The organism is Embleya sp. NPDC055664, from assembly GCF_053618075.1.
This window is the reverse complement of the sequence record NZ_JBSHGZ010000002.1, coordinates 46,830-65,195: the sequence shown is the minus strand read 5'-3', so window position 1 is coordinate 65,195 and position 18,366 is coordinate 46,830. Positions and strand designations below refer to the sequence as shown.

Genomic DNA, 18,366 nt, shown 5'->3' with positions numbered 1-18,366 from the left:
CTCCGGACACGCTCGAACGGCGGCGTCAGGCTCCAGCGCCGCGAGGACGTGGACCGGGCCGGCGTGATCCGGACCACGCAAACGAGCGCACGTCATCCGAGCGGCTAGCGTGGGGTCATGGATCATGTTGCGGGCGCGCGTGCCGGGTCGGGCGTCGGCCTGCCGCCCATCGCGGCGAAGCTCCGGGTTCCGCGTCCGCTCGGGGTCCATGTGCCCAGGCCGCGGATACGGGCGCTGGTGGAGGCGGCGGTCGCCCGGTCGCTGGTCGTCGTGGTACTGGGTCCCGGCGGGACCGGCAAGACCTCGGCGTTGGCGGAGTGGGCCGAACAACGCGCGGCCCGGCCCGGCGGCGGCGCGGCGGTCGCCTGGTACTCGCTCGACGGGCGTGACAACGACCCGGCGCGGTTTTGGGCGCATGCCGGAGCGGCGCTCGCCCGCGCGGCCGGATGCGTCGACCCGGGTCACGGCGTCTTCCCGCTCGGCAGCGACGGATGGACGGCCGCGCTCGCCGACCGGATCGCCGAGGCCGGGTGCGACGTCGCCCTGGTCCTCGACGAGTTCGAGCACATCGTCAATCCGCAACTGGCCGAGCAGCTGGATCTGTTGCTCCGCACCGCCGCCGGCGCGGTGACGGTGATACCGGTCACCCGCGCTCGGCCGCCGGCCGTCCTGGAGCGCTACCGGTTGTCCGGGCGGCTGGACGAGGTGACCTGGCACGAACTGCGGTTCACCCCGGACGAGGCGCGCGACCTCCTCGGCGCCTTCTCCGGTACGACGCCGCGCGCGGCCGAGGCGAGCGCACTGGCCGAGGCCACCGACGGCTGGGCCGGGGCGCTCGCCCTCGCCGGGCTGCGTCTCGGCAGCGGTGCGGATCCGGCCCTGCCGGCCGCCGAGTTGACGCGCGGCGACCGTACCGTGTCCGACTACCTGCTGGACCACATGTGGAGCGAACTCGACGTCGAGCTGCGTGATTTCCTCCTCGACACGGCAATCCTCGATCCGGTGGTCCCGGCCGTGGCGGACGCGATACGCGGCCGGGGGGCCGGCCGGACGAGCCCGACTCCGGACTCCCCGCCCGGCTCCGACGCCGCGGAACACCTGGACCGGCTGCGCCGCGACGGCCTGTTCGTCACGCCCGCGTCGCCCGACCCCGCCGGCGGCTTCCGCTACCAGCGCCTGTTCCGCCAGGCGCTCCTCGGCCGGCTCGCCGCGCTGGGCGGCGCCCGGGCCCGCGGTCTGCACACCGCCGCCGCGCACTGGTACGCCGCGCACGGCGCGCCGGAGACCGCGATCGAACACGCGCTCGGCGCCGCGGACTGGCCGCTCGTGCTCGACCTGGTCACCGAGGTCTACGACGAACTCATCGCCGCCGACCGCCTGTTCACCCTCGAACGGTGGCTCTCCGCGCTGCCCGACGACGTGGTGCGCGGTGCCCTGCGGCTGGGCGATCGCGCGATGCATCTGTGGTGCACGCTCGGCCGCTTCGACGAACGTGACCGGTGGGCGCGCGTGCAGGGGCGGGCGCCGGGCGGGCGAATCCGTGGTCTGGACGAGGCGTGGCGACTGTGCCTGACGCGCGAGCGTGGTGACCTGGTGGCGTCGGTGCGCGAGGCCCGCGCGTTCGTCGGCCGCGGCGCCGAGCAGATGACCACGATCGGCGCGATGGCGCGCATCAGCCTGTCCCGCTCCCTGCTGCTCGCGGGCGAACTCGCCTCCTGTCGAGCCGAGATCACCGGCGTGCTGACCGCGGCCGAGTCGGCGCGGCCCGCACTGCCCGCTCATCTTCGCTGCGTCGCGCACGGACTAGCCGGTATGGCCGCGCTGTTGCAGGCGGATCGGAAGGCCGCCGAGCGGCACGCCCACGACGCGGAGCGCCTGCTCCCGGAGTGCGCCTCGCAGCCGGTGGCGCGCAGCCGTCCCGAGTGCGTCATTCTCGCGGCGCTGCTCGAATATCCGCTCGACGGACCGGCGTTCGCGCGCTTGACGGCGTTCCTGGACGACTCGCCCGGCGTCGGGAACGACCATTCCATGGCGGCGTTCGCCGCACTGACGCTCGCGGGTGCCCACGTGGAACACGGCGAGGTTCGGGCGGCGGCGGCGCGGCTGGCGTACGCGGACGCCCGGCTCGCGCGCTGCCCGAACCCGCTGGGGCTCACCGACCTGCGCGAGCGGGTCGCCGGCGCGTTGGCGAACACCGCGGACGGAAGCGAGGCGGCGGTCGCGGCCACCGGGCATCCCGTCGAACGCCTCAGCGAGCGCGAGACGCTCGTCCTGCGCTACCTGCGCAGCGAGTTGACGCTCCGGGAGATCGCCGCCGATCTGTACATCTCGGTGAACACCGTCAAGACGCACGCTCGCCACGTCTACCGAAAGCTGGGTGTCACGGGTCGCGCCGACCTGACCACGCGCGCCCGGAACTGACCCGGGCGCGCGGGCGTGGCGGCGTCCGACCGGGTCGCCGCCGCGCCGCCCGGCGCCGGCCGGGTCGATTCGCGCGGAGCAGGGGGTATCGCCTGCGGTGCGAGGCACACTGGTGCCGTGTCCGACATCGCAGGCCGCCTCGATCGGCTCCTCGCTTCGCTGACCCACTCGCGCGGGGTGTTCGCCTCGTCGGGGGCATTCGCGCGACCGGGCCCCGACATGCCGGAGTTCGTCGACGAGATTCGCGCATTCCTCGAACGAGTCGTGGACGTGGAAGCCGTCGACCTGTTCGCCTACTACACCCAGGGACGACCCGTCCTGTCGATGGGGCATCTGCAGATGATCGACCGGTCGATCTTTCCCCTCGAAACCCCCGAGGAAGCGGTGGAGTTGCTGACCGAGGCCGCCTCGGTGAGCCTCGCGTGGTCCCCGAAGACCATCATGAACCCCGACATCGCACGCGAGACGGCCACCGAGATCGTCGCCACGCTCGGACCCGAGGCCATCTGGTGGTCGAACCGCGAACAAACCTGGCGCAACGGCCTGACCCCGATCACCTTCGATCTGCTGGTCGCCGGCATGAACGGCACACACTTCGCGCTGCTCCTGCAAGTCGAGGACGATTGATCGCCGAGCCACTGCCGAGACCGATGCCGGCTGGGCACAAATTCGGTCATGTTTTCGCAGCGGGGGGCGGAAACCGCATCTAGGATTGCCGATCGTGCACGAATGGACGGTTTCGGCGCACTGCGCGCGGTTCTTCCGCGCGCTCGTGCGCGACTCAGGCGGGGATTCCGCCCGGTTCGACGAACTTCCGGGGCTTTCGTCGGAGGACCTCGGCGATGATCTGATACGCGTTCCGACCGCGTCGGCGGTCGCGTTGTGGGAGCAGTTGGTGGTGGCCGGATCCGGTCCCTTCGTCGCGCTGCGCCTCACCGACGCGGCCGACATCGGCACGTTCGGCATATGGGACTACCTGAGCACCTGCGGCCCCGATCTGCGTACGGCGTTCGCCACCGCCGCGGAGTACCTGAGGGTGGTCGGCGACGCGGACACCCGGATCGAGGGCATCGAGGATGGTTCGCTCTACACGCTGCGGCAGTCCGTCGGGGTCGACGTCCCCGATGTGGCCGAGGCGTTCGACCTGATGACGCTGGCCGTGTTTTTGCGCCGGGCGGGCGAGGCCACCAAGACGCCGCTCGTCCCGCTGAAGGTGACCCTCGCGCATCGTGCCCCGGCCGGGGTTCGCCGGCACGCCGAGCATTTCGGTACGCGAAACATCGAGTTCGAGGCGGCGGCCAACTCCGTGACGTTCCGGCTCGACGACGTCCGGCGTCCGCTGCCCGGCTTCCAACCCGGCCTGGACCAGTTCCTGCGCGGTTGCGCGGATCGGATCATGGCGACGTCCCGGGCCACGCCGACCTGGCAGGAGCGCTTCCGCGCGGCCCTGGACGCCGCGTTCCGAGGCGACGCGGTCGCCCTCGACCAGGTCGCCGCCCGCATGCACATCAGCGGCCGCAGCCTCCAGCGCAGATTGTCCGCGCACGGTACGACCTGGCGCGGCGAGGTCGCGGCCGCCCGCGAGGAACGTGCACTGAGGCTGCTGCGCGAGACCGACCTGCCGCAGCAGGCCATCGCCGCCCGCGTGGGCTACACGGACGCCCGTACCCTTCGCCGGGCGATGCGCCGATGGCGGGGCGAGACCCCCGAGGCGCAGCGGGCGGGCCGGCCCGACCCGACCGGGCCGGGCATCGCGCAGCCCCTGTTGGGCTGAAACGTCCCGAACCTGCCCTCAGGACGCGGCGAGTTCGGCCGCGACGGCGTCGGCGCCGAGGGCGATCATCCAGGACAGCGGGGCGTCCGGCGCGTACTCCCGCATGACGCGGTCGAGTTCTTCCTTGGCCTCGTCGGTGAGGGACGCCTGCCCGTCGGCCAGGCGGGCGACCTCGGCGCGGTAGCAGAGCAGGTAGTCGCGCTGTGCGGCGAGGACCTCGACGCCGGTCGGTGCGCCGTGGCCGGGCAGGAGTACGGCGGCGTCGGCGAGTTCGGTGGCGAGGGTGTCCAGGGTCCCCAGCCACCGGGCGCCGTGGCCGTCGGCGGTGTAGGGGTGGGTGCCGTGGAAGGCCAGGTCGCCGATGAACGCCACATCCTGCTCGGCGTTGTCGGCGCGGGCGAGGAAGACGCTGTCCGCGTGGCTTTCGGCGGGGCCGAGGTCGCGGGCGGTGTAGCGGACCCCGTCGAGGGTGACGGGGTCGCCGTCCTTCAACTGCACGGTGGGGAAGGCGGTGACGGCGGGCCATTCGTCGCCGTAGACGGGTCCCCATTGGGCGCGTTTGGCGTCGGAGATGTCGCGGATGACGCGGTCGACGGCTTCGGTGGCGTAGACGGGGACGTCGCGGCCGTCGACGAGGGCGTGCACGCCGTTGAAGTGGTCGGGGTGTGCGTGGGTGACGAAGACGCCCAGGAGCGGCTTGCCGAGTGCGTCGACCTTGGCGACGAGTGCGGCGATCTCGGAGTTGAGGAGGTTGGTGTCGACGACCACGACGCCTTCGTCGGTTTCCACCAGGTAGGAGTTGACGAGCAGGCCGGCTTCCGAGGCCGTATGCGTGTGGATGGTCAGGCCGTGGGTGTCACGGGACATGGTGGATCTCCAGAGGACGACGCGTCGGGACGAAGGGCGTTTCGCAGCACGGCCGTTGCGCGGGCCTTCCGGGTGTGCCGGGATGTTCCGCGTTCGCCGCTCGGACGGGACGTCGACGGGGATCGAGATCACGTTCCCCGGCTGCGGAACGAACCTAACTCCGTACGGACCGGGCATTCCTGGACCCGATGCGCCGCCCGGCGGACGGAACACGCCAACCGGTCGGGGAAGTCGCGGCCCGTGGCTGCTCACTCGCCGCTGATCACGCGGGCCACCTCCTTCGCGCGATCCTTGACGAAGTAGTGGCCCGCGCCGTCGATCACATGCAACGTCACGTCGTGGGCGTAGCGCTCCCAGGCGCGGTAACGCGTCGCGTGGCCGTCGGTGAGCGGGTCGTCGGTGCCCATCACGGCCCGGACCGGCGTGCGCAGCCGCTCCCCGTCGGTGGCGCCCTCGCGGTGGAACCGCATGGCCTCGGCCATGTCGTGGCGTACGACGGTCAGGACACGGTGGCGATCCGTGTCGTCCAGGGCTCCCGAGAAGCCGCCCAGCGCGTGCAGTGTGCCGTAGAGCTGGTCGTCCGCCACGTCCGCCGGCAGGTCGTCGGCCGCGTCGCCCGGTGGGATCGCGGCTCCCAGGACGATCGCCGAGGGCGCGGCGCCGCGGTCCTCGAGGTGGCGGGCCACGCGGACGGCGAGGAGCGTGCCCGCGCAGTGCCCGTAGAGCGTGTACGGGCCGCGCACCGTCCGTACGACCTCCTTCGCCAGCAGCTCGGCGGTCTCGGCCCAGGGCCGCAGTGGCTCGTCGGGGCGCACCGGGTCGTGTCCGGGCAGCTCGACGGCCCACACATCGGCGCTTTCGCGAAGCTCCCGGGCGAGGGCCCGGTAGGCGGTGGCGTTGCCGCCGCCGTACGGGATGCAGACGACGGTGTGCTCGGGGGCCGTCCCGTCCTCGCGCTCGGGGGTCAGGCGGTGCAACAGCCCGGATGCGTCCGTCGTCGAGACCAGGCGTGCGGCCAGTCGACGGGGAGTGGGGTTCTTGAAGACCTCGACCACGGGCAGCCCCCGGCCGATCGCACGGGCCAGCGCGACCGCCTTGAACGAGTCTCCCCCGGCGTCGAAGAAGTCGTCGTCGATGCCCACGCCGTCCTGGTCGAGGTCCAGGACGCGGCTCCATGCCCGGACGACGTGTAGTTCCAGCGCCCCGGAGGGCCCGGCGGCGGCAGGCCCCGACAGGATGCGCGTGGGCGCGGGCAGCGCCGCGTGGTCGAGTTTGCCGTTGCCGGTCAGCGGGATGGAATCCAGCGACACGAAGGCGGCGGGGACCATGTGGTCGGGCAGTACCCTGCGCAACTCGGCGCGCAGCACGGCCGGTTCGGGCAGGGCATCGGAGCCGACCCGCACCACGTAGGCGATCAGCGCCTTGTCCCCCGCCGCGTCGACGCGCACGGCGACCCGTGCCTCGGCCACGTCGGCACGCGCGAGGAGCGCCGCCTCGACCTCGCCGGGTTCGATCCGGAACCCGCGCAGCTTGATCTGGTCGTCGCCGCGCCCGACGTACTCCAGCCGTCCCGACCGCGTCCAGCGGGCCAGGTCGCCGGAGCGGTAGAGGCGGTTGCCGCGCGGCCCGTACGGGTCGGCGACGAACCGTGCCGCCGTCAGTCCCGGACGGTTCACATAGCCGCGGGAGAGCTGGTCTCCGCCGATGTACAGCTCCCCCACGACCCCCGCGGGTACGGCACGCAGTGCCCCGTCGAGCAGGCGCACGTCCAGTCCGGGCAGGCCGATGCCGATCACGCTGCCCGCGCCGCCGGGCGCGAGCGCGGGGTCGAGCGGGCCGTGGGTGACGTGCACGGTGGTCTCCGTGATGCCGTACATGTTCACCAACCGTGGGGCGTCGGCGGGGTGCCGCTCGTACCATTCGACCAGACGCGCCGGATCCAATGCCTCGCCCCCGAACACCACCGTGCGCAGGGCCGATCGGCGACCGGGCTCGGGATTCTCCCGGTCCGCGCGGATGAGCTGATGGAACGCCGACGGCGTCTGATTGAGCACCGTCACCCCCTCGCGCACGAGCAGCGCGAGGAAGTCCTCCGGCGACCGGACGATGTCCTCCGGGACCGTCACGAGGCGCCCGCCGTGGAGCAGCGGCCCCCACAGTTCCCATACCGAGAAGTCGAAGGCGGGCGAGTGGAACATCGTCCACACGTCGTCGGCGCCGAAGTCGAACAGGTCCCGGGTGCGGGTCATCAGGGCGAGTACGTTGCGGTGGGTGACCAGGACGCCCTTGGGGCGGCCCGTGGAGCCCGAAGTGTAGATGACGTAGGCCGCGTCGTCGGGGCGGTGGGTGCCGCGCTCGTCCGCGTCGAGGTCGTGGCCCGGCAACGCGGCGAGCGCCGCGTCGGAGCCGGGGCCGCCGACGACCACGCAGGGCGGCCCGGTCGGCAATCGTTCGGCGAACGAGGCGTCGGTGACCACGAGTTCGGGGCCGGCGTCGGTGAGCGTGTACACGCTGCGGTCGACGGGGTGGCCCGGGTCGATCGGCAGATACGCGGCGCCGGTCTTCAGGACCGCGACCAGCGCGACGATCAGTTCGGCCGAGCGGGGCAGCGCCACGGCCACCAGTCGGCCGGGCCCCGCGCCACGCCCGCGCAGCAGGCGGGCCAGGCGGTTCGCGGCGGCGTTCAGCTGCGCGTAGTCGAGCGTTCGTGCTCCCCCGGTGACCGCGGGCCGCCGCGGGTGCGCCGCCGCCGTCGCCTCGAAAGCCCGCGCGAGGGTCAGGTCGGGAACGGGGTCGCCGGGGCCGCCCGCCCGCGACCAGGCGCTCAGGCGCAGTCGCTCCCGTGGTTCCAGTACGTCCACGGCACCGACGCGTTGCGTGGGATCGGCCACGAGTTGTTCCACGACCCGCACGAAGCGGTCGGCGAGGCGTTCGGCGGTGTCCCGGTCGAACAGGTCCGTGGCGTATTCGAGCCGGCCGACGATGCCCTGGCCGGCCGCGTCGGCGAAGAGGTTGAAGCACAGGTCGAACTTGGCGACGCGGCTGCGCAGCGGCTCCAGGCCCACCCGCAGCCCGGGCAGCATGAGGTTCTCCCGAGTGAAGTTCTGCCAGGCGAGCATCACTTGCACCAGTGGCGAATAGGACGTCGAGCGCTCGGGGTTGACGACGTCCACCAGGCGTTCGAAGGGCAGGTCCTGATGGTCGTAGGCGTCCAGCGACTTGCCGCGCACCTGATCGAGCAGGTCCAGGAAGGCGGGGTTGCCCACCATCCGGGCACGCAGGACCCAGGTGTTGACGAAGAAGCCGATCAGGTCGGCGAGGTTGTCGTCGGTGCGGTTGGCGATGGGGGAACCGATGGCGATGTCGTCACCGGAGCCCAGCGCGTGCAGCAGGACGGCGAGCGCGGATTGGCACACCATGGACACGGTGGCCCCGCGGCCGCGGGCCAGTTCCTCGACGGCGGTCGCCGTGCGCGGGTCGATGGCGAACTCCACGACGTCGCCCCGGTGGCTCGCGACGAGCGGGCGCGGGCGGTCGGTGGGCAGCTGTAGGGGCTGCGGCAGGCCCGCGAGTTCTGCCTTCCAGTAGTCGATCTGGGTGGACAGGAGGCTGTCGGGGTCGTCGGGGGAGCCGAGCAGTTCGCGCTGCCACAGCGTGTAGTCGACGTACTGTACGGGCAGTTCGCGCCTGCGCGGCGCCTCGCCGCGCAGGCGGGCGGTGTAGGCGGCGGACAGGTCCCGGGCCAACGGCGCGAGGGACTCTCCGTCGGCGGCGATGTGATGAATCATCAGCAGGAGGACGTGTTCCTCGGCGGCGAGGCGTACGAGCGTGGCGTGCATCGGGATCTGCGTGGCCAGGTCGACGGGGCGCGATGCCGCCGAGGCCAGCACCTCGTCCAGGTCCTGCGGCGCGACGTCGACGACGGGCAGGTCGACGGTCGCCTTCCCGGCGTCCAGGACGTACTGGTGCGGCTCGCCCGCGGCGTCCTCGGGGAACAGGGTGCGCAGGCTCTCGTGGCGCCGCACCACGTCGCGCAGTGCCTCGGCGAGCGCGGCCGCGTCGAGCCGGCCGGTCAGGCGCAGCGGGAACGGCGTGTGGTAGGTGCTCGATCCGCCCTCGAACTTGTCCAGGAACCACAGGCGGCGCTGCGCGAAGGAGAGCGGAACCGTCTTGCCGCGCGGTGCGCCACGCCGTAGCGGGGCGCGCCTGCGGGCGTTGTGCGGCAGGTGTTCCACGAGTTCGACGACCTTGGGGGCCGCGAACAGCACGCGCAGCGACAGCTCGATGCCGAGCACGGAGCGGACCCTGCCGGCCAGGCGTGTGGCCAGCAGGGAGTGGCCGCCCAGGTCGAAGAAGTCGTCGTCGATGCCGACCCGGTCCAGCCCGAGCACCTCGGCGAACAGCCCGCACAGCAGCTCCTCCAGCGGGGTGCGCGGGGCCCGCCCGGTGGCCGTCGGTGCGAAGTCGGGGACGGGCAGGGCTCGCCGGTCCAGCTTTCCGTGGGGTGTCAGGGGCAGTGCGGCGACGGCGATGACGGCGGCGGGGATCAGGTGGGCGGGCAGTCGCTCGCCGAGCCGGCCGCGGAGCGAGCCGACGAGCACGCCGATGCGGGACGCGGCGGACGGGTCGGTGGCCAGTTCCCGATCGGGGCGGGCGGTGGATGCGGGGCACAGGGCGATGGGCCCGTGGTCGCGCGGGAGGAGTACGGCGTCGAAACGTTCGACGCCTGTCGCCGACCCGGTGAGCCGGGCGGTCGCGGTGCGCTCGGCCGCCCAGGCGAGCACGTCGTGCGGGTCCAGGGCCCCGCCGCCGGTGTCCGGGTGCCCGGCGGCGGGGCCGGTCCGGCTCCCGGCCGTGGGACCGGTCAAGCCCAGTTCCGCCGCCAGTGCCGCCTCACCGTCGAGCCGGGCGTTGGGGATGCCCGTGACGACCAGCGCACCCTCGCCGTCGCGTGTGCGCCACAGCCGATCCAGGTCGTTCAGGTCCACTGCCCCCGGGCCCCACGGCACGCGCGGAACGTCGTCGAGGGCAAGGGCGTCGGCGGGCGGATCCGGGCACAGGACGACGTCGTAGCGGTGTCGGGTGAGTTCGTTGTGGACCCGGCCGGGCTTGAGCGCGACGTCCACGCTCGCGACGCCGTTTCGCCGGGCCCAGCGGGTGAACCACTCGGGGTCCAGGGCCAGTTCCGGTTCCAGCAGGACCGCGCGCCGGATCGCGGTGCGGGCCGCAGCCGGGGAGTCGTCCGGACGCCGGGCGCGCTGCGTACCGGCGCGGAACAGCCACAGCGTGGCCGCGTTGCGCACGTCGCCGACGAAGAGCCGTCCGCCGGGCGCGAGCAGCGGCAGGGCCCGGGTGAGCACCCGGTCCAGGTAGTCGGCGTCGGGGAAGTACTGCGCGACGGAGTTGAGGACGACGACGTCGAAGCGGCCGTGCGGCAGGCCCGTCACGTCGTCGGCCGCCTGGTGGCGCAGCGTGCACCGATCGGCGTACCCGGCCTGCTCGACCTCGTCGGCCAGCCGTTCGATGGCCTCGGCGGACAGGTCGGTTCCCCAATACTGGTCGACCCGCCCGACGATCGACGACATCAACAGGCCCGAGCCGACCCCGAGTTCGAGCAGGCGGCGCGGTTCATCCGCGGTGATGCGGTCCACTGTCGCGGCCCGCCACTCCCGCATGTCGGACGGCGGGATCGGCCGGCCCGTGTAGCTGGACTCCCAGCCGGAGAAGTCCTCTCCCCACGGGGCACGCGCCTTGGCGTAGACCCGGTCGTAGATCTGCTCCCAGTCGTGGATCCGTTGTGCCGGGTCGATGGCGGGGGGAAGGTCGGCGCCGGGCACCACGTACCCGACCAGGCGACGCTCGCCGGTGCGGTCCGCGACGATCGTCACGGCGGACTGCGCGACGCCGGGGTGCGCGCTCAGCGCGGCCTCGACCTCCCCCGGTTCGACGCGGAAGCCGTTGATCTTCACCTGGGAGTCGGCGCGGCCGCGGAAGTCGAGCCGCCCGTCGGGGGTACGCACGACAATGTCGCCGGTACGGTACATGCGCTCCCCCGGGGGCCCGAACGGGCAGGCCACGAAGGACCGGGCGGACCGCGCGGCGCGCCCGAGGTAGCCGCGGGCCAGGCCGGCGCCCGCGAGATACAGCTCGCCGGGGACCGAGTGCGGGACGGGCCGCAGGGCCGTGTCCAGAACGTAGGCGCGGGTGTTGCTTCGCGGCCGGCCGATGGGCAGCCGGTCGGGCACACCTTCGGCGGCGGGGATGGGGTGGTAGATGGAGAAGCTGGTGGTCTCGGTGGGTCCGTACGCGTTGAAGATCCGGATGCCGGGGCAGGCGGCGGCGACCCGGGCCACGGCGGTCGGGGACACCACGTCGCCGCCGACCAGGATCTCGCGCAGGCCCGCGAAGCTCTCGGGCTCGCTTTCGGCCACCACCTTGAACAGCCCGGCGGTGAAGCACGCGAGCGTCACTCCCCGCGCGGCGACGAGAGCGGCGAGCGTGCTGGTGTCCAGGGGGCCCGGCGGGGCGAGGACGAGGGTGCCGCCGCGCAGCAGCGGGGTCCACATCTCGTAGGTGGAGGCGTCGAAGGCCTGCGCGCAGTGCATGAGGATCCGCTCGTGCGCGCTGTTCGCAAAGCGGCGGTCCAGGGCGAGGCTCGCCACGGCGCGGTGCGTGACGGCGACGCCTTTCGGGGTGCCGGTGGAGCCGGATGTGTACATCACGTAGGCCAGTTGGTCGCGGTGGTGCCGCCGCTGCGGGGCACGATCGGCGGAGCGCGCGATCTCCTGCTCGACGGCGGGCTCGTCGATGATCAGGAACGGGCGGATGTCCGACGGGAGTTCCGCGGCGAGCCGGGTGTCGGTGAGGACGAGGGCGGGGGCGGCATCGCGCAGCATGAACGTGAGCCGTTCGGCCGGGTAGTCCGGGTCGAGGGGCACGTAGGCGCCCCCGGCCTTCAGGATCGCGAGCGTGGCGACGATCAGGTCGGCCGAACGCCGCAGCGCCAGCCCGACCGGTGTGTCCCGGTCCACCCCTCGTGCGGCGACGACCCGGGCGAGTCGGTTGGCGCGGGTCTCCAACTCCGCGTAGGTGAGCTGCCGTTCGCCGTCGACGACGGCGACCGCGTCCGGGGTCTCGGCGGCCCGTTCGGTGAACAACTCGTCGAGGGTGGCCTTCGGCAGTGCCGTCGCGGTGTCGTTCCAGTCGGTCAGCAGACGGTCGCGGACGGTGTCGGTGACGATGTCGATCGCGCCGACCGGCGTGTCGAGGTCTTCGGTGAGACGGCGCAGGATCCTCGCGTACGCGGCGACGATGTCGGCCGCGCGCTCGCGATCGAAGAGGTGGTTCTGGTACTGGACGGCCACCTGCAGGTGCGGTTCGGCGAGGGCGACGACCGCCATCGGGTAGTGGACACCGCTGAGCGGGCTCAGGCCGGTGATCCGCATCCCGGCGGCCGATGTCGCCTCGCTGATGGCCGCGCTGTCGACGGGGAAGGACTCCAGGACGACCATCGTGTCGAACAGGGTGCTCAGGCCGAGGTCCTGCTGGATGTCGAGGAGCCCGTGGTGCTGGTGGTCCAGCAGGGCGCCCTGTCGGCGGTGCAGTCCGGTCAGGATGTCGCGCGGCGTGCGGCCGGGGGCGCAGTCGACGCGCACCGGCAGCGTGTTGATGAACAGGCCCACCATCGAGTCGATCTCGGCAAGCTCGGGCGGCCTTCCGGAGACGGTGGTGCCGAAGACCACGTCCTGACGCCCGGTCAGCCCGGCCAGGAGTACCGCCCAGGCGCCATGCAGCAGCGTGCCGGCCGTGACCCCCAGTTCCGCCGCCGTCCGGGCGAGGTCACGCGCCGCCTGCGGCGACAACGGCACCTCGATCAGCCCGATCCCCGCGCTGTGCCCGTCCGCGGGCGCGTCGGGGACCAGCAGGGTCGGTTCCTCGATCCCGGCCAGTTCCGCTGCCCAGGCGTCGGCCGCCGCCCGCCGATCCTGCCGCGCGAGCCAGGACAGGAAGTCGCGGTAGCCGCGCACCGGGGGCAGCGCCGTACCGTCGCCCGCTGCCGCGTACAGCCGCGGCAGTTCCTTCATCAGGAGCGGCACGGACCAGCCGTCGAACAATATGTGATGGGCCGTCAGGACCAGTTCCCAGCGGTCCGCCGCCGACTTGATCAGGGAAAGCCGCAGCAGCGGCGGCGTCGCCGGATCGAAGTACGTGCCGTGGTCGGCGGTCAGGAACCGCTTCAGCTCCGCGTCCCGACGTGGCGTGTCCAATGTGCTCAAGTCCAGGTGCTGCCAGGGCAGTTCCACCCGTCGCGGCACTACTTGGCGCCACTCCCCCGACCTGTTCGCGGCGTACGCCGCGCCGAGGTTGGGATGCCGGTCGAGCAGGGCCTGCCCGGCCGCGCGCATGCGCTCCGGGTCCACCTCGCCGGACAGGTGGAAGGTGAGCTGCATGTGGTAGGCGTCGAAGGACGCGCTGCCGGTGAGCATGGTGTGGAACAGCAGACCGGACTGCATCGGGGTCAACGGCCAGACGTCGATCAGCCTTCCGTATCGCGCGTGCCAGGCGTCCAGTTCGGCCTGGTCGATGTCCACGAGAGGGGTGTCGGACGGGGTCGACCCGCCCGCGTCGGGGCGGCTGCCGTGGTCGGCGAGTGCTTCCAGCGCCGTGCGCCACAGGTCCGTCACGTCCTGTACGTCACGGTGGGACAGCAGGGTCTCGGGGTAGCCGATCCTGGCCTTGAGGCAGGGGCCCTCGGGCGATGCGTCGACGTACGCGGTGATGTCCAACGCGGCGAGCGCGGGCATGTCCGGGTCGGGCCCGGGAATGAGGTCCGTGGTGCCCGCGCTCGGCGTGAAGCCGAGGCCGTCGGACGTGTTCCCGGCCACGGCGGGCGAGTTCACGTAGGTGAAGGCGATCTGCCCGGTGGGATACCGGCGCAGGGCTTCGCCGGTCTCGGGGTTGAGGTGGCGCAGCAGGCCGTATCCGATGCCGTTGTCCGGGATGCCCGCCAGCTGTTCCTTGACGGCCTTGACGGCGGCTCCGGCGGCCGGCCCGCCGGCGAGCGCTTCGTCCAGGTCGACCCCGTGCACGTCGAGGCGGACCGGGAACACGCTGGTGAGCCGGCCCACGGTGCGGGACAGATCGGCGCCCGGCACGGCCGACTCCTCCCGGCCGTGGCCCTCGACCCGCAGCAGGAGCGAGGTCTCGGCGATGCCTCGCCGCTGCCGCCACCGAGCCAGTGCCAGCGCGAGCGCGGTGAGCAGGCCGACGTCGACACCGCTGCGGAACGCGGTGGGCAGGGTGGTGAGCAGCGCCCGGGTGCGGGGTGCGGGCAGTTCCAGGTGTATGTGGCGGACCGTGGACGTCACGTCGAGGGCCGGGTCGAAGGGGCGCGGGCCCAGGTCGGGGTCGGGTCCCGTGACGACGCGTCGCCACAGGGCGAGTTCGCCGGTGCGCCGGGGCGTAGCCGCCTCCTCGGTGAGGGCGTGCGCCCAGCGGCGTACCGAGGTGGCGACCTCGGCGAGGCGCGGCGTACGGCCGTCGCGGACCTGCTGCCAGGCGGCGGCCAGATCCGGGAGCAGGATGCGCCAGGAGGCGTCGTCGACGACGAGGTGGTGCAGGACGATGCTCAGCCGGCCGGCGATCGACGGGCCCGCGTCGAACCACACGAACCGGGCCATCACCCCGGCCGTCGGGGTCGGCCGGTCGGCCGCGTCGTCCGGTTCCCTGCGCGCCCGGTCAGACCGGTCCTCGCCCCGAGCGCCGTCGACGGGGACCCGGCGGATGAGCTGCGCCACGTCGACGGCGCCGGGCGGGGCCACGTCGAGCCCCGGCCCCGCGTCGCCGTTCACCAGGGTCGAGCGCAGGACGTCGTGCCGGTCGACGACCGCGGCCAGCGTCGCGACCAGACCGGCCTCGTCGATCCCGACGGGCAGATCGACGGTCGTCGTCATGGCGAACCGGCCGTGGCCGCCGCCCGCTTGCAGCATGTGGTGAGCCCCCGGGAGAAGCGGTGCGAAGCCGACACCTCCACCCGCCGACTCGGTGAGCACCGGCGTGTGCCGCACGTCGCCGGCCGCCTGGGCGAGTTCGGCCACGGTGCGGCATTCGAAGACCTGCCGGGGTGTGACTTCGACGCCCTGTGCCTTGGCTCGCGAGACGACCTGGATCGAGCGGATGCTGTCGCCGCCGACGGCGAAGAAGTCGTCCTCGACGCCGACCCGTTCCAGGCCGAGTACGTCCGCGTACACCCCGGCGAGCACCTGCTCGACGGGAGTACTCGGGGCGCGGTAGGCGCCGACGGTGAACTCCGGCTCGGGCAGGGCCCTGTGATCCAGCTTGCCGTTCGGGGTCAGCGGGACCCGGTCGATCAGCACGAACACCGACGGCACCATGAACTCGGGCAGTCTGGCGGCCACGAATCGGCGCAGCTCCCGCGGCGACACGGTCCCGACCAGGTCCAGGTCCAGCTCGCCGAGGCCGGCCACGGCGCCGAGGCCGGACGAGCCGGCGCCGACGCCGACGGGCACCGCGTAGCCCACCAACTGCCGCTCGCCGGCGCGGTTCGCACCGACGACGACGACGGCCTGTGCGACACCCGGGTGTGCGGTCAGGGCGGCCTCGACCTCGCCGGGCTCGACCCGGATGCCGCGGATCTTGACCTGGGCGTCGGTGCGGCCGAGGTAGTCCAGTTGCCCATCGGCGTTCCACCGGGCAAGGTCGCCGGTACGGTACATGCGCCCACCGGGCGGCCCATAGGGATCGGGGACGAAGCGCTCGGCGGTCGGGCCGGGACGGTCGCGGTAACCGCGCGCGACGTTGCCCGCCACGTACAACTCGCCCGGAAGGCCCGGCGGTACGGGCGCCAGTCCGGGGCCGAGTACATAGGCGCGCATGTTGCCCAGCGGCACACCGATCGGCGCGGTCACCGCTTCGGGCCGGTCCTCGCCGACGGTGTGGGTGGTGGCGTAGAAGGACTCGGTCTGGCCGTATGCGTTGACCACCCGTACGCCGGGTATGGCCTCGCGCACGCGCCGTACGAGCGCGGCCGGCAGTGCCTCGCCCGCCAGAACGACGGCATCGGCCTGCAAACCGTCGCCGCACCGGTCCAACAGCGCGGCCATGACGGACGGAACCGTGCTGATCACCCCACCCTGCCAGCCGCCGCGCTCGGCGATCGTCGGCACGTCCGGGACGACCTCGACCGTGCCACCGGCGGCCAGGGTGGTGATCACCTCGAAGACGGAGACGTCGAAGCCGATGGAGGTTCCCGCGAGAGTACGGGTGCCCTTGTCGATACCGACCTCGTCCTTCAGGCGCAGCACGCCGTTGACGATGTCGCGGTGGGTGAGCGTCACGCCCTTGGGCGTGCCGGTGGAGCCGGACGTGTACATCACGTACGCGGCATTCGCGGGCCGTACCGGCGCCGGGGCCTGCTCCGGCTCCGGGGCCGCGCTCGTGAAGTCGACGTCACCGAACAGCAGAAGCGGGGTCCCGGTTCGCGGGAGGGCAGGAGCGGTGTCCGCGTCGGTGAGCACGAGTGCGGGCCGCGCGTCGGCCAGGATCAGGTCCAAACGCGCGCCGGGGTACCTGGGGTCGATCGGCAGGTAGGCGGCACCCGACTTGAGCACGGCCAGCATGCCCACGATCAGCTCGATCGAGCGGGGCAGCGCCAGCCCCACCAGCGCCTCCGGGCCGATGCCCCGGCCGGTCAGCTCCCGGGCGAGCCGGTCCGAGCGCACCTCCAAGTCGGCGTAGCTCACTCGGCGATCCTCGAAGGCCACCGCGACCGCGTCCGGATCCGCCGCCGCCCGTGCCAACAGTTCCGGAACGCTCACCTCGGGCAACTCGGCCGCCGTGTCGTCGGCGATGCCCGGCGCCTGTTCGCGCGCACCCGGACCCAGCAGGTCCAACGAGCCGATCGCGGCGTGCGGGTTCCGTGCCGTGCCGCTGATGCAGGCGACCATGGTGTCGGCGAAACGACGCACGTCGTCCGCGCTGTACAACGTGCTGTTGGCGTCCACCCGGATGTGCAGGCCGCTCTTGGCCTGGCCGTCGTAGTAGATCGCGAGGTGCAGGTCGTCGAAGGCGCCCCAGGAGAAACCGGATTGCGCGTACGCGGTCGCACCCGCGTAGTCGACCTCCGGGGTGACGAAGGGGAGGATGCTGAGGGTGACTCCGAAGGGACTGGCGACCGACCCCACATCGGCTCTCCCGGCCTCCGCACGGATGTCGGAGACCTGGTGGGCGGAGTGCCGCCCGATCTGCCACAGCTCGCGGGAGACCGTGTGCGCGAAGTCTCGGAACCGCGTGGCCAACGGGGCGTGCACGCGGAAGGGCAGGGTGGTCGACTGTGAGCCGTAGAAGTCCCTCGCGGCCTTCGTGCGGCCGAGGGCCATCGTCGAGAAGGTGAAGTCCCGACGCCCGCCCACGTGCCGGAAGAAGACGGCGGCGGCGGCGGTCAGGAAGGCGGGCATCCGCACGTCGATGGAGGCGGCGGCCTCGAACCACGCGTCCGTGTCCCGTGTCGGCACCGCCAGTGTGTGGTGCAGCACCGTGGGGCGGCCGGCGCTGCGTTGTCCCGGCAGCCGTAGCGGTTCGGGTGCCTCGTCCAGACGCGATCGCCAGAATTCGGCGTCCTTGGCGAACTGCGGAGAGTTCCGGTAGCGGAGGTCTTCCTGGCGGATCAGCTCCGGTCCGCCGTGGGAGCGCTCCGGTATCGGCGTGTCGTGCTTCAGGGCCCGGTAGCACTCCGCGATGCGGAGTGGCAGGAGCCGGGTCAACGTGTAGCCGTCGGCGACGGTGTGATGGGCGGCGAGGAACACCAGGTGACGAGACTTCGACACGCGGACGACCCCGGCCCGGAACAGGAGGTCGTTTTCCAGGTCGAACGGCTCTCGCTCGATGGCCTCGGCCCATGCGTGGGCCGCCGATTCGGGGTCGGCGGCAGCGCTCGCGTCGTGGAAGGCGGGCGTCCAAGTGTCCGTGTCGCCCTCGCGGAGCACCTGCCTCAGTTCGTCTCCGAACTGTCGGAAGTTCACCCGTGCGGCGCTGTATTCGTGGAAGACGACGCGCAGCGCGGCGCGCAGCATCTCCACGTCGACGTCGCCTGCGACAAGCCATCTGCACGCGGGGATGTTCGGCACATCCGGCGTGATCTTCTGAGCCAGCCACAGGCTCTCCTGCGCTTGTGAAACGCCAATGGAACGCACCGGATTCGGCCCCCTCGTAAAGACGCGTCGGAATGATTCCCCGAATTCGGAATCCTCCGTTCCGGAACTCGGCTCCACCGACCGGCCGATCCC

Annotated in this window: 5 protein-coding genes; 3 read left to right on the top strand and 2 right to left on the bottom strand. The window is 72.5% G+C overall.

Annotated elements, in window-relative coordinates; translation table 11 throughout:
* Positions 1 to 117 precede the first annotated feature (117 nt).
* The 3 genes from ACWGR4_RS03430 (at position 118) to ACWGR4_RS03420 (ending at position 4,195) form a co-directional block, all read left to right on the top strand.
* The gene (locus tag ACWGR4_RS03430) at positions 118 to 2,421 is read left to right on the top strand and encodes a LuxR C-terminal-related transcriptional regulator (protein ID WP_452128176.1); all 2,304 of its coding nucleotides are present in this window, start codon (positions 118 to 120) and stop codon (positions 2,419 to 2,421) included.
* Positions 2,422 to 2,538: 117 nt separating this feature from the next.
* A complete protein-coding gene (locus ACWGR4_RS03425) occupies positions 2,539 to 3,048 on the top strand; it encodes a hypothetical protein (protein WP_380006755.1) in 510 nt (169 codons plus the stop codon).
* A 94-nt stretch (positions 3,049 to 3,142) separates the two neighbouring features.
* Positions 3,143 to 4,195 carry an AraC family transcriptional regulator ligand-binding domain-containing protein gene (locus tag ACWGR4_RS03420; RefSeq protein WP_452128177.1) on the top strand — a complete coding sequence of 351 codons (1,053 nt, stop codon included), beginning with the start codon at positions 3,143 to 3,145 and terminating at the stop codon, positions 4,193 to 4,195.
* 18 nt (positions 4,196 to 4,213) lie between these two features.
* On the opposite strand, the gene ACWGR4_RS03415 is transcribed toward ACWGR4_RS03420, so the two are convergent.
* Together ACWGR4_RS03415 and ACWGR4_RS03410 are read right to left on the bottom strand one after the other, a co-directional pair.
* Positions 4,214 to 5,062, bottom strand: a complete 849-nt coding sequence (locus ACWGR4_RS03415) for an MBL fold metallo-hydrolase (RefSeq protein WP_452128178.1) — start codon at positions 5,060 to 5,062, stop codon at positions 4,214 to 4,216.
* A gap of 248 nt (positions 5,063 to 5,310) precedes the next feature.
* On the bottom strand, positions 5,311 to 18,273 hold the full coding sequence (locus ACWGR4_RS03410; protein ID WP_452128179.1) for an amino acid adenylation domain-containing protein: 12,963 nt from the start codon (positions 18,271 to 18,273) through the stop codon (positions 5,311 to 5,313).
* Positions 18,274 to 18,366: the final 93 nt, after the last annotated feature.